The sequence below is a fragment of the Pseudocitrobacter sp. 2023LY-00077 genome, from assembly GCF_055796175.1.
The window spans coordinates 55,607-69,098 of record NZ_JBSPEI010000003.1 but is presented as its reverse complement, the minus strand read 5'-3'; the positions used below and the strand labels follow the sequence as shown (position 1 = coordinate 69,098).

Sequence of the window (13,492 nt, the reverse complement as noted above, 5' to 3'; positions counted from 1 at the left end):
GTGACGACGCTATGGGGCGGATGATACGGGTAACATGCAAGGGTGAGAATTACCCAGGCAGCATAAATGTAAAAATTGAGACGGATGTCATACTATTTGCCGGGTTTTTGCAAAGATGTGTATAGGGAATTGCGAGCCATGTTGCGCGGTAACATTACGGGGATGGATTTGTGTGGTGTGAAGCATTTGCCGGATGCGGCTTCGCCTTATCCGGCCTACAAAATCTGCACAGTCACGTAGGCCCGATAAGCAAAGCGCATCGGGCAAAAGCAGGCACAGTCACGTAGGCCCGATAAGCGAAGCGCATCGGGCAACAGCAGCACAAACCGTAGGCCCGGTAAGCGTAGCGCCACCGGGCAAAAGGGGAGCACAAACACGTAGGCCCGGTAAGCGCAGCGCCACCGGGCAATCAGGGAAGGGGGGAAAACTTAGTAGTAAGAGTGTTCGCCGCGCTGGTGTTCAGTCAGGTCGCGCACGCCTTTCAGTTCCGGGAATTCAGCCAGCAGCTGCTTTTCAATCCCTTCTTTCAGCGTCACGTCTACCATCGAGCAACCGTTACAGCCGCCGCCGAATTGCAGAATCGCGTAACCTTCGTCGGTGATTTCCATCAGCGTCACGCGGCCACCGTGGCCTGCCAGCTGCGGGTTAACCTGCGCCTGAATCATGTACTCAACGCGTTCCATCAGCGGCGCATCGTCAGACACTTTACGCATTTTGGCGTTAGGCGCTTTCAGGGTCAGTTGAGAACCCAACTGATCGGTAACAAAATCGATTTCCGCATCTTCGAGATACGGTGCGCTCAGCTCATCGACATAGGCGGTGAGTTGTTCAAATTTCAGGGCAGTGTCACTTGCTTCCACCGCATCCGGCGGGCAATAAGAAACGCCACATTCTGCGTTTGGCGTGCCAGGATTGATAACAAATACGCGGATTTGTGTACCTTCTTCCTGATTTACCAGCAGTTTGGCAAAGTGCGCTTGTGCAGCATCGGAAATACGGATCATAGCTTTGGCCTAATAGTTGACTACTTTAGTTGGTTATAATACGCCCATCAGAGGGGGTCTACAAGGTGCGACACAGGCACCATACCTGAACGCTCGCCGCGCCGTTTCGCAAAAGCAGGCGGGAAATTTCGGCGACAGTGCTGCCCGTAGTGACGACATCATCCACAATCACCATATGGAGCCCCTTCACCGGTAATTCAAGCCGGAAGGCATTTTTCAGGTTACGGGCGCGTAACCGCGCGCTGAGCTGGTGCTGGGTGGCGGTTTTTCGCACCCGTTTAAGGGCAAAAGGATGCCAGGCGCAGCCAAGCCATTTTGCCAGCGCCTGACACAACAGGTCGCTCTGATTAAATCCCCGTCGCCAGTGGCGTCGCTGCCAGAGCGGCACGCTGATGAGCCGGTCGGGCCGGGGTAATCCCGACCTTTGCCGCGCGTTCAATAGCATGAGCCGTGCCAGAATCGGGGCGAGCTCCGGCTTATCGCAGAATTTAAATTCATGAATCAAATGACTGAGCGGCGGGACATAATCATTCACCGCTATTAACCGGCTCCAGGGCGGCGCCTTACGCAGGCAGCGCCCGCATACGACGTGCCCGATCGCTGCCGGAAGGCCGCATTGTGGGCAGCGCGGTTGTGTGTTGAATAACGTTCGCGCGCAGCGGGAGCAGACGCCCCATCGTGGGATCGCCAGCGGCATTTGGCATAGCCAGCACAAGCTGTGGACTGTTAGCATATTGCACCTCGAAAGCTGGATGTGGGAACAATAACTGATGAACAACGTTTGGTGGCAAACCAAAGGTGAAGGAGATTGTCATCTTGTGCTGCTGCACGGATGGGGGCTGAACGCGCAGGTGTGGGATTGCATAACGCCGGAACTGAGCGCGCATTTCACGCTGCATCTTGTCGACCTGCCAGGCTTTGGCCGCAGCCGTGATTTCGGTGCAATGTCGCTGGATGCGATGGCGGAGCGTGTTCTTGCACAGGCGCCTGAACAGGCGATTTGGTTGGGCTGGAGCCTCGGCGGGCTGGTGGCGAGCCAGATAGCCCTGACGCATCCACAACGCGTCCAGGCGCTGATTACCGTCGCATCATCACCTTGCTTCTGTGCGCAGGACGACTGGGTCGGCATCAAGCCCGAGATTCTGGCGGGCTTCCAGCAGCAACTGAGTGAAGATTTTCAGCGTACCGTTGAGCGCTTCCTCGCACTGCAAACGCTGGGCACGGAAAGCGCCAGACAGGATGCGCGTGCGCTGAAAAGCACGGTACTGTCACTGCCGATGCCGACCGTCGAAGCGCTTAATGGCGGGCTGGAGATCCTCAAAACCGCTGATTTGCGTCAGGCGCTGACCTCGCTGGACAAACCTTTCCTGCGTCTTTATGGCCGACTGGATGGTCTGGTGCCGCGCAAAATAGTGCCCCAACTCGATGCCCTGTGGCCGCAGAGTGAATCGTACCTTTTTGCCAAAGCCGCCCATGCGCCGTTTATCTCGCATCCGGATGAATTTTGTCAGGTTATTCGCGAGTTTGCCGACGCTAAAATTTAATTTTTGCGTCCACATGGCAAAAGTTTCAAAGCGGAATAATACTTATCCTGCCGGTACGCTTAATGCGTTGATAGCCGTTGCGTACCGCATATAAAACAAAAACTTATATAGGGATAACGTTATGAAACTTGTTACAGGTATTGTCGCGACTCTGGTTATGGGCTCGCTCTCTTTTGGTGCGCTGGCGGCACAAGAGATTCAGAAAGAAGATGTCGCGAAGATGAATCTCACCAAAATTGGTGAAATTACTACTTCGCGCACCACCTCGCCGATGGATGCGAAGCGCGATTTGTCGAAAAAAGCGGATGAGCTGGGCGGGAAGTACTATGTGATTATCGCCGGTTCAAAGAATGAGAAAACTGTGCACGGTAACGCAGACGTTTATAAGTAATTAAAAAAGCGGGTCTTCGGACCCGCTTTTGCCATGAGTGCCTGCATTTTTGCCGGATAGCGCTGCGCTTATCCGGCCTACGGCTAAGCGGATGTTGGCCCATTTTGTAGGCCCGGTAAGCAACGCGCCACCGGGCAGATCAGCACAGCACCCACCACTCGCTCAGGCAGGCGCGCCCTTCCGGGCACTGCTTACAGCTTCCCGACAGACAGCCGTCCGCCTCTTCCTGCACGCGACGCGCTTTACCCATCGCTTCCAGGCGTTCGAGCATGGCATCGATCATCGGCTGCGGCGTGTGTAACTGCGCGCTGAGTTGTGATGCCCCCATGCGTCCCTGCAGTGCCAGCATATCGCGAACCTCAATTAACGATGCCATCGCCTCTCCTTAGTGGCAGCTGCCAGAGGTTTCATGAGCGTGAACGGTTTTGCGCGTCGCCAGCAGATTTACATCCACGCGGCTGCGTGCCCGGCGCAGCGCGCCAATCACTATCACGTTAAACAGAATCACCGCCAGAATGCACACCAGGCTGTACTGCGGGTGTTGTTTGAAGCTGGTGACCTGATAAAACAGCGTTGATAGTGAGTAAGCGATGTTCAGCCCCCACAACACCGAGAAGCCCATCCAGCCGCGGCTGGATTCACGGGCAATTGCGCCCATCACCGAAATGCACGGAATGTAGAGCAGAACGAAAATCAGGTAGCTGTAGGCCGCCGCGGCACTGCCGAATTTGCTGCTCATCACGCCCATCGCGCCGGTCGCCATTTCCCCGTCGCCTTTGCTGGCTTCGATTGGGTTCGCCAGCACGCTCAGGCTGAAGGTGTCTTTCAGGCTCTGCCAGGTTTCATCGGCTGCGCCCAGAAGCTCGTCGGTCAGGCTAAAGGTGGCCGGGTCGAAATCTTCTTGCTGGATATTTTCAGCGGTATAGAGCGTGTTCAGCGTACCGACCACCACTTCTTTTGCCATCGCCCCGGTAAACAGGCCAACCGCTGCCTGCCAGTTGTCTTCATGCACACCAATCGGTTTCAGCAGCGGCGTCAACTGACGGCTCACTGACGCAAGGGCCGAGTCGTTGATGTTATCGACCGCCTGGCCGCTCAGCGAGAAGCTGTTCAGGGCGCTGAGGAAAATACTGACGATAACGATGACTTTACCCGCGCGAACCACAAAGCCTTTCAGGCGTTGCCAGGTCTGGATAAACAGGCTCTTCAGATGCGGGATGTGATAAACCGGCAGCTCCATCACGAACGGGGAGGCTTCACCACGCATGATGGTGTATTTGAGCATCAGACCGGTGAGGATCGCCATCACGATGCCCAGTACGTAAAGCGAGAAGACCGCCAGCGCGCCCTGTTGACCAAAGAACGCCGCCGCGAAGACGGCGAAGATCGCCAGACGTGCGCCGCAGGACATAAACGGCGCCATCATGATAGTCATCAGACGTTCACGCGGTGCGTCCAGCGTACGTGCACCCATCACCGACGGCACGTTACAGCCGAAACCAACAATCAGCGGCACGAAGGATTTGCCCGGTAGACCAAGTGACTGCATCAGGCGGTCCATAACAAACGCCGCACGCGCCATGTAGCCGGAATCCTCAAGAAAGGAGAGGAACAGGTACATCATGCCGATTTGCGGTACCAGAGGTAGTACGGTGTTGATCCCGCCGCCAATCCCCTGGGCGAGGAAAATCGTCAGCCATTCCGGGAAGTGCAGTGTTGCGCCAATCCATTGAATGCCGTGAATAAAGATAGCGACCGAGCCGCCGTCGAAAATAGGCTGCAATGCGCCGCCGATGTTAATCGCCAGCAGGAACATCAGGTACATGACAAATAGGAAGATCGGCAGCCCCAGCACGCGGTTGAGTACGATTTTATCCACGGCAGCGGTGAAGCGGCTTGGCTCGGCGGTGAGCGTATTACTGACGCTATCGCAAATGGCGGAGATGCTCTGGTAACGCGCATCGGCGATATGCAACGCCGGGTCATCCAGCTCGTCGCTCAGGTTAGCCAGCGCGATATCGAGTTTATCTGCCGCATCGCCCGCATAGGCGCGGCTATAGATATCGCCTTCCAGCATCTGCATACCGAGCCAGTGGCGCTGTTTTGCCGGAATAGACTCCGGCATCGCGCGCGCCAGATTCTCTGCTTCACGCAGTAGCGGCGCGGCGTAGTGCACCAGCTCAATCTCATCGTTGCTTTGGTAGCGGTCAACCGCCAGCTTCAGTGCGTCGATCCCGCGGCCACGGGTGGAAACCAGCGGAACGACCGGGCAACCCAAACGGGCGGAGAGGGCATCGATATCAATGCGGATTTTCTGTTTCTCCGCGATATCAAGCATGTTGAGCGCCACGATGCAGGGAATGCCCAGCTCAAGGAGTTGCAGCGTCAGATAGAGGTTGCGCTCGAGGTTGGAGGCATCGACGACGTTAATCAGAAGGTCGGCGTCGCCGCTCAGAATATAGTGGCAGGCGATTTGCTCATCGAGCGAGGTTTGCGAGGAGATGGTGGTCAGGGAGTAGGTCCCTGGCAGGTCGACCAGCGTGACGTTGTGGTCGGTCGTTGAAAACAACCCTTCTTTACGCTCGACCGTCACCCCGGACCAGTTACCCACGCGCTGACGTGCGCCGGTTAATTGATTGAATAATGTTGTCTTGCCGGAATTAGGATTACCAATTAAGCCAATGGTTAGTTTTTTCATTTTTTGTGAACTCTATAACAGCTAAATCGGATTAACGAGAAATGGATTCAAGATCCAGAAATTCCAAATCTTTTTTGCGTAGGACTAAACTGACTCGACGCGTTTCAATATGAATGGGGTCGCCTAATGGCGCGACACGCACTACCTGGAAAGAGGAGCCGGGCAGCATACCAAGCGACAGCAGTTTCTGACGCCAGGCTGGGCTGATTTCACGGGAGAAGCCAGTAATTTTCCACGCACTATCAGGAGTAAATTGCATAGGGCCTACTTATTTCATCGCGAGTCACTGTCGCGCGGGTTCAACAGAAACGAACGGAAAGGCGCGCGAACATGAGAGAGGTTAATTAATCTACAATACGATGATAATGAGAATGGTTTGTATCTTCAATAGATAAAATGTGACCGGATGTTCTTTCTGAGAATAAAGTGGCGCAAAGTTGATTTGGCTCAAAACAATTCGGGTAAACCGTATGTTTGTTTATTTCATTGAATGTTAATGCGGTGATAATAATGCTAAATATAAAAACAATTAATCTATTTCCGAAATAAAAAGCCCGATAACGTTTATCGGGCCCACAGACGTTTCTGGTTTGTAGGCCGGGTAAGCGCAGCGCCACCCGGCAACACAAACCGCACGCGTTAGCGTTTTTTCCCCATCGCCGCCGCCAGCGCATCCATCATCGCGCTGTTACCCGCAGGTTGCGCATCGCGACCGCGTGGTTTTGCTGCTTTGGCCGCCGGGCGATTACCCTGGTTGCGCTCATTGCTATTACCGCCGCGACGGGCGTTGGTTTCACCCGGCTGCTCGTCCAGACGCATGGTGAGCGCAATACGTTTACGCGGCAGGTCCACTTCCAGCACCTTCACTTTCACGATATCGCCGGCTTTCACCACCGTGTGTGGATCTTCCACAAACTTATCCGCCAGCGACGAGATGTGAACCAGGCCATCCTGATGCACGCCGATATCCACAAACGCACCAAAGTTGGTGACGTTAGTGACCGCGCCTTCCAGAATCATCCCCGGCAACAGGTCATTCATGGTTTCTACGCCATCAGCGAACTGCGCGGTTTTAAACTCAGGACGCGGGTCACGGCCCGGTTTTTCCAGCTCTTTAATGATATCGGTGACGGTTGGCACGCCGAAACGCTCGTCGGTGAATTCAGAGGCTTTCAGGTTACGCAACTCGCTGCTGTTGCCCATCAGATCTTTCAGCGCCTGCTGAGTCCGCGCCAGGATACGCTCGACCACCGGATACGCTTCCGGGTGCACCGTTGAGGCATCCAGCGGGTTGTCGCCGTGGTTAATACGCAGGAAGCCCGCGCACTGCTCGAACGCTTTTGGCCCCAGACGGCTGACTTTCAGCAGTTGCTGACGGTTCTGGAACTGACCGTTCTCATCACGCCAGCTGACAATATTCTGCGCCATCATGCGCGTCAGGCCCGCCACGCGAGTCAACAGCGGAACGGAAGCGGTATTCAGGTCTACGCCGACGGCGTTTACGCAGTCTTCCACCACCGCATCCAGCTTGCGCGCCAGCGAGGTCTGGCTAACGTCATGCTGATACTGGCCGACGCCGATGGATTTCGGGTCGATTTTTACCAGCTCGGCGAGCGGGTCCTGCAAACGGCGGGCGATAGAGACCGCGCCACGCAGAGAAACGTCGAGGTCCGGGAATTCCAGCGCCGCCAGTTCAGACGCGGAGTAAACCGATGCGCCTGCTTCGCTGACGATCACTTTCTGCGCCGTCACTTTCGGGAACTGTTTCTGCACGTCGAGGAAGAAACGCTCCGTTTCGCGCGAGGCCGTACCGTTACCGATAGCGACCAGCTCAACGTTATGTTTCTCGCACAGCGCCGCGACTGCAACGGCTGCTTTCGCCGCCTGACCCGTGTGCGGATAGATGGTGTCGGTGGCGACCAGTTTGCCGGTGCCATCAACAACGGCCACTTTCACGCCGGTACGCAGGCCCGGATCGAGGCCCATCGTCGCGCGCAGGCCCGCAGGCGCCGCCATCAGCAGGTCGTGCAGGTTACGGGCGAAGACGTTAATTGCTTCGTCTTCCGCGCGCTCGCGCACGGTGCCCATCAGTTCGGTTTCCAGGTGCATCAGCACCTTGATGCGCCATGTCCAGCTCACCACGCCTTTGCGCCAGCTATCCGCCGGGGCGTTGTTCAGGCGCAGGCCAAGGTGATCGATAATAATCTGTTCGCCGTGGCTCTCTTTCGGCGGCTCGTCGAATTGCGGGTCGGCATTCAGCGAGAGTTGCAGGATGCCTTCGTTGCGGCCACGGAACATCGCCAGCGCGCGGTGAGACGGCACGGTAGAAATCGGTTCGTGATGGTCGAAGTAGTCGCGGAATTTCGCGCCTTCTTCCTCTTTGCCTGCCACCACGGTCGCCACGATGTGGGCGTTTTTCCACAGATAATCACGCACTTTCGCCAGCAGGCCCGCGTCTTCAGCAAAACGCTCCATCAGGATATAGCGTGCGCCATCCAGCGCGGCTTTGGTGTCGGCCACGCCTTTGTCGGCATCGATAAATTTGGCGGCTTCCGTTTCCGGGTCATGCGACGGTTCGTTCCACAGCAGCTCAGCCAGCGGTTCCAGCCCGGCTTCAATGGCGATTTGCCCGCGCGTGCGACGTTTTTGTTTATACGGAAGGTAAAGGTCTTCAAGCTCGGTTTTGCTGAGGGTGTCGTTGATGGCTTTTTCCAGCGATTCGGTCAGTTTACCTTGCTCGCTGATCGACTTAAGAATGGTCTGGCGACGATCTTCCAGTTCACGCAAATAGCCCAGTCGGGATTCCAGATTACGCAGCTGCGTGTCATCCAGACCGCCGGTGACTTCCTTACGATAACGTGCAATAAACGGCACGGTATTCCCATCATCAAGCAGGCGAACGGCGGCTTCCACCTGTTCTGCGCGTGCCTGAAGTTCACCCGCAATAATGCGGCAGAGCGAATCATTCATCATGGTGTTGTCATCTGTTGGGTCGAAAAATCAGGGGATAGTTATACGGATTGACCGGCAAAAATGCCAGTCGACACCGTATTCTCTCGGATTGTTCCAGGCGCGCTACTTCACATATTCGATCTCATTGATGTACCAGCTCGCCTCACCGGCGGGCGTTTGCACCACGGCCAGATCGCCAACCTCTTTTTTCAGCAGGCCGCGCGCCATCGGTGAATCAATTGAGATGTAGTCGTTACGACCAAATATTTCATCGTAGCCGACAATGCGAAAACGCTTCACATCGCCGTCGTCGTTTTCAATTTCCACCCACGCGCCAAAGAAGACTTTGCCTTCCTGCTGCGGTGAATAATCGACAATCTTCAGGTTTTCCAGACATTTGGTGAGATAACGCACGCGGCGGTCGATTTCACGCAGGCGCTTTTTGTTGTACTGGTAATCGGCGTTTTCACTGCGATCGCCCAGACTTGCTGCCCAGGTCACTTTTTTGGTGACTTCCGGGCGTTCCTCGCGCCAGAGGTAATCCATCTCTTTTTTCAGTTTTTCATACCCTTCACGGGTAATTAAAGGCGTTTTCATCCGCGTTTCCTGCCTTCTGCTGGCCTGTTGGAAAGCACAAAAGAGTCCAACAGGATGAATAATGTGTCTTATGATTAAATGTATACTTAAGCCGCTGTAAAATATGCTTTGTAACAATTTAGCCTGGAATTTATACCAGATTTAACTGGTGACCGGCTTACGCTTTTTTAAGAATACGCACTGATAATTGTTGCGAACCTTTGGGAGTAAAAACAATGCAAGAGAATTATAAGATTCTGGTGGTCGATGACGACATGCGCCTGCGTGCGCTGCTTGAACGTTATCTGACCGAGCAGGGTTTCCAGGTTCGAAGTGTAGCCAACGCCGAACAGATGGATCGTCTGTTAACCCGCGAATCCTTCCATCTTATGGTACTGGATTTAATGCTGCCAGGCGAAGACGGTTTGTCCATCTGCCGCCGTCTGCGTAGCCAAAGCAACCCAATGCCGATCATCATGGTGACGGCGAAGGGCGAAGAAGTTGACCGTATCGTCGGCCTGGAAATCGGCGCTGACGACTACATTCCAAAACCGTTCAACCCGCGTGAACTGCTGGCCCGTATTCGTGCGGTGCTGCGTCGTCAGGCGAACGAACTGCCGGGCGCGCCTTCTCAGGAAGAGGCGGTGATTGCCTTTGGTAAGTTCAAGCTGAATCTCGGTACGCGTGAAATGTTCCGTGAAGACGAGCCGATGCCGCTGACCAGCGGGGAATTTGCGGTACTGAAAGCGCTGGTGAGCCACCCGCGCGAACCGCTCTCCCGCGATAAACTGATGAACCTGGCGCGTGGTCGCGAGTACTCCGCCATGGAACGTTCCATCGACGTCCAGATCTCCCGTCTGCGCCGCATGGTGGAAGAAGATCCGGCCCATCCACGCTATATCCAGACCGTTTGGGGCCTGGGTTACGTCTTTGTCCCGGACGGTTCTAAGGCATGAGGCGATTGCGCTTCTCTCCGCGAAGTTCGTTTGCCCGCACGTTGTTGCTGATTGTCACCTTGCTGTTTGTCAGCCTGGTGACAACCTATCTTGTGGTGCTGAACTTCGCGATTTTGCCAAGCCTCCAGCAGTTTAATAAGGTCCTCGCCTACGAAGTCCGTATGCTGATGACCGATAAACTTGAGCTGGAGGACGGTACGCAGCTGGTGGTGCCGCCTGCGTTCCGTCGCGAAATTTACCGCGAACTTGGTATCTCGCTCTATTCCGATGAAGCGGCGGAAGAGGCGGGGCTGCGCTGGGCGCAGCATTACGAATTTTTAAGCCAGCAGATGGCGACGCAGCTGGGTGGCCCGACGGAAGTACGCGTCGAGGTTAATAAAAGCTCGCCTGTCGTCTGGCTGAAAACCTGGTTGTCTCCCAACATCTGGGTGCGCGTTCCCCTTACTGAAATCCATCAGGGCGATTTCTCGCCGCTGTTCCGTTACACACTCGCGATCATGCTGCTGGCAATAGGCGGTGCGTGGCTGTTTATCCGTATTCAGAACCGGCCCCTGGTTGACCTTGAACATGCCGCGCTACAGGTCGGTAAAGGCATGATCCCGCCGCCGCTGCGCGAATATGGCGCGTCGGAAGTACGTTCGGTAACCCGCGCCTTTAACCATATGGCCGCAGGCGTGAAGCAGCTTGCCGATGATCGCACCTTGCTGATGGCGGGCGTCAGCCACGACCTGCGCACGCCGCTCACCCGTATTCGTCTGGCGACGGAGATGATGGGCGAGCAGGACGGCTATCTGGCGGAATCGATTAACAAAGATATCGAAGAGTGCAACGCGATCATCGAACAATTCATCGACTACCTGCGCACCGGGCAGGAGATGCCGATGGAGATGGCGGATCTCAATGCAGTTCTTGGCGAAGTGATCGCCGCCGAAAGTGGTTATGAGCGCGAGATAGAAACCGATCTCCAGGCAGGAGAAATTCTGCTGCGAATGCACCCGCTCTCTATCAAACGCGCGCTGGCCAATATGGTGGTGAACGCCGCGCGTTACGGTAATGGCTGGATTAAGGTCAGCAGCGGCAGCGAACTCAACCGCGCCTGGTTCCAGGTGGAAGATGACGGGCCTGGGATTAAACCCGAGCAGCGCAAGCATCTGTTCCAGCCGTTTGTGCGCGGCGACAGCGCGCGCAGCACCAGCGGCACGGGGCTTGGTCTGGCGATTGTGCAACGTATTATCGACAACCATAACGGTTTGCTGGAAATTGACACCAGCGAACGCGGCGGCCTGCTGATCCGCGCCTGGCTCCCGGTTCCGGTGGCACATGTGCATGGGCCGGTGAAAGAGAGTTAGCGCGCGTCGTCGGTATTGCCTGATGGCGCTACGCTTATCAGGCCTACAAAAACTGAGCTGGTTGGCCCGGCAACAGGCGGGCACACTCGCTAAACCCTGGCCAAAAAAAATCCCCCAACCTCACGGAAGGGGGATTTCATCATCTCACCAGACCGATTACAGCTTTGGCCCAGCGCTTACCAGCGCGGCACCTGCCGGAGTATCGGTATATTTCTCGAAGTTCTCGATAAACAGTTTCGCCAGCGCGGTGGCTTTTTCCTGCCACTGTTCCGGGGAACCGTAGGTGTTACGCGGGTCGAGAATATGCGTATCCACGCCCGGCAGCTCGGTTGGGATCTGCAAATCGAACATCGGCAGGGTGAAGGTTTCTGCGTTATCCAGCGAACCGTTCAGGATGGCGTCGATAATGGCGCGGGTATCTTTAATCGAGATACGCTTGCCGGTGCCGTTCCAGCCGGTGTTGACCAGGTACGCCTGTGCGCCAGAGGCTTTCATGCGTTTCACCAGCACTTCCGCGTACTGCGTTGGGTGCAGCGACAGGAACGCCGCGCCGAAGCAGGAGGAGAAGGTTGGGGTCGGTTCGTTGACACCACGCTCGGTACCGGCCAGTTTGGCGGTGAAGCCAGACAGGAAGTGATACTGAGTCTGGTCAGCGGTCAGACGAGAAACAGGCGGCAGCACGCCAAACGCATCCGCCGTCAGGAAGATAACTTTGGTGGCGTGGCCCGCTTTGGAAATCGGCTTGACGATATTATCGATGTGATAAATCGGGTAGGAGACGCGGGTGTTTTCGGTTTTCGAGTTATCGTCGAAATCAATGGTGCCGTCGGCGCGTACCACCACGTTTTCCAGCAGCGCATCGCGGCGAATCGCGTTGTAGATTTCCGGTTCCGCTTCTTTGGAAAGTTTGATGGTTTTCGCGTAGCAGCCGCCTTCGAAGTTGAAGACGCCATCGTCATCCCAGCCGTGCTCGTCATCGCCAATCAGGCGGCGTTTCGGGTCGGTAGACAGCGTGGTTTTGCCGGTGCCGGAAAGACCAAAGAAGACCGCCACATCACCTTTCTCACCGACGTTTGCCGAGCAGTGCATCGACGCGATGCCCTTCAGCGGCAGCAGGTAGTTCATGATAGAGAACATCCCTTTTTTCATTTCGCCGCCGTACCAGGTGCCGCCAATCAACTGAATGCGCTCGGTCAGGTTAAAGGCAATGAAGTTTTCAGAGTTCAGACCCTGCTCTTTCCACTGCGGGTTGGTGCATTTCGCGCCGTTCATCACGATAAAGTCTGGTTTAAAGGTTGCCAGCTCTTCTTCGGTTGGGCGAATAAACATGTTTTTGACAAAGTGCGCCTGCCAGGCCACTTCGGTGATGAAGCGCACGGAAAGACGGGTATCTTCGTTTGCGCCACAGAAAGCGTCGATGATAAACAGACGCTTGCCAGAAAGTTGATTTGAAACGAGTCCTTTCAGGTGCTGCCAGGTTTCCTGAGAGAGCGGCTTGTTGTCGTTCTTTCCTTTGCCTTTATCAGACCACCAAACGGTATCACGCGTGGTATCGTCACGGACGATATACTTATCTTTCGGGGAACGGCCGGTAAAGATACCGGTGTCGACGTTGATAGCACCAAGATTGGTCAGGACGCCACGCTCGTAACCTTCCAGGTTAGGATCAAGTTCTTCCTGATACAGCGTGTCGTAATCCGGATTGTAGACAATCTCCTGTGCGTCGTTGATACCATAAGCCTTGAGATCCTGCGGAGTTAAACCATTGCGCATTTCACTGCTCCTTAGCCAATTGTATTGCTACAAATTCTATGGGTATTTTAGGGGTGTTGACCGCGACCAGGCTCATAGATTTACGTATCCCGACAAAACGTCTACTTACGAATTCATTGTGACTCCTGTCACGAAGCGGCACCGATTATGGCAGGAAAATGATTTGAATTGGGGTAAATGTTCTTAATTGGTTAAAAAATGGTTTAAAATACGATGTTTATGTGAATGTAATCGCATTTCTGAAAGAAA

At 55.1% G+C, this 13,492-nt stretch carries 12 protein-coding genes; 4 read left to right on the top strand and 8 right to left on the bottom strand.

Annotation, left to right across the window (positions count from 1 at the left end):
* Positions 1–428: 428 nt before the first annotated feature.
* Together nfuA and gntX are read right to left on the bottom strand one after the other, a co-directional pair.
* Positions 429–1,004 carry a Fe-S biogenesis protein NfuA gene (gene nfuA / locus ACWWFX_RS04770; protein WP_015962666.1) on the bottom strand — a complete coding sequence of 192 codons (576 nt, stop codon included), beginning with the start codon at positions 1,002–1,004 and terminating at the stop codon, positions 429–431.
* 58 nt (positions 1,005–1,062) lie between these two features.
* On the bottom strand, positions 1,063–1,737 hold the full coding sequence (gntX, locus tag ACWWFX_RS04765; RefSeq protein ID WP_473223328.1) for a DNA utilization protein GntX: 675 nt from the start codon (positions 1,735–1,737) through the stop codon (positions 1,063–1,065).
* 37 nt (positions 1,738–1,774) lie between these two features.
* Here gntX and bioH point away from each other — a divergent pair, with 37 nt between their 5' ends.
* Positions 1,775–2,548 (top strand): pimeloyl-ACP methyl ester esterase BioH, encoded by a 774-nt coding sequence (bioH, locus tag ACWWFX_RS04760; RefSeq protein ID WP_276218758.1) that lies wholly within the window; start codon positions 1,775–1,777, stop codon positions 2,546–2,548.
* A gap of 121 nt (positions 2,549–2,669) precedes the next feature.
* Positions 2,670–2,939: a YdgH/BhsA/McbA-like domain containing protein gene (locus tag ACWWFX_RS04755; protein ID WP_149464140.1), complete on the top strand. Its 270-nt coding sequence runs from the start codon at positions 2,670–2,672 to the stop codon at positions 2,937–2,939.
* Between the two features lie 139 nt (positions 2,940–3,078).
* Here the strand turns inward: ACWWFX_RS04755 and feoC are convergent, their stop codons facing one another.
* The 5 genes from feoC to greB form a co-directional block, all read right to left on the bottom strand.
* The gene (gene feoC / locus ACWWFX_RS04750) at positions 3,079–3,315 is read right to left on the bottom strand and encodes a [Fe-S]-dependent transcriptional repressor FeoC (protein ID WP_473223327.1); all 237 of its coding nucleotides are present in this window, start codon (positions 3,313–3,315) and stop codon (positions 3,079–3,081) included.
* Between the two features lie 9 nt (positions 3,316–3,324).
* Entirely contained in the window at positions 3,325–5,637 is a 2,313-nt protein-coding gene (gene feoB / locus ACWWFX_RS04745) for a Fe(2+) transporter permease subunit FeoB (RefSeq protein ID WP_473223326.1), read from the bottom strand.
* A gap of 31 nt (positions 5,638–5,668) precedes the next feature.
* Positions 5,669–5,896, bottom strand: coding sequence for a ferrous iron transporter A (gene feoA, locus ACWWFX_RS04740; RefSeq protein ID WP_015962672.1), 228 nt, complete (start codon positions 5,894–5,896; stop codon positions 5,669–5,671).
* A gap of 380 nt (positions 5,897–6,276) precedes the next feature.
* Entirely contained in the window at positions 6,277–8,610 is a 2,334-nt protein-coding gene (locus ACWWFX_RS04735; protein ID WP_473223325.1) for a Tex family protein, read from the bottom strand.
* Between the two features lie 102 nt (positions 8,611–8,712).
* Positions 8,713–9,186, bottom strand: a complete 474-nt coding sequence (greB, locus tag ACWWFX_RS04730; protein ID WP_015962674.1) for a transcription elongation factor GreB — start codon at positions 9,184–9,186, stop codon at positions 8,713–8,715.
* Between the two features lie 215 nt (positions 9,187–9,401).
* Between greB and ompR the strand changes: the two genes are divergently transcribed.
* A complete protein-coding gene (gene ompR / locus ACWWFX_RS04725; protein ID WP_001157751.1) occupies positions 9,402–10,121 on the top strand; it encodes an osmolarity response regulator transcription factor OmpR in 720 nt (239 codons plus the stop codon).
* Positions 10,118–11,470 carry a two-component system sensor histidine kinase EnvZ gene (envZ, locus tag ACWWFX_RS04720; protein ID WP_473223324.1) on the top strand — a complete coding sequence of 451 codons (1,353 nt, stop codon included), beginning with the start codon at positions 10,118–10,120 and terminating at the stop codon, positions 11,468–11,470. The genes ompR and envZ overlap by 4 nt, the downstream gene beginning before the upstream one ends.
* A gap of 156 nt (positions 11,471–11,626) precedes the next feature.
* On the opposite strand, the gene pckA is transcribed toward envZ, so the two are convergent.
* A complete protein-coding gene (gene pckA, locus ACWWFX_RS04715; RefSeq protein ID WP_276218737.1) occupies positions 11,627–13,243 on the bottom strand; it encodes a phosphoenolpyruvate carboxykinase (ATP) in 1,617 nt (538 codons plus the stop codon).
* Positions 13,244–13,492 lie beyond the last annotated feature (249 nt).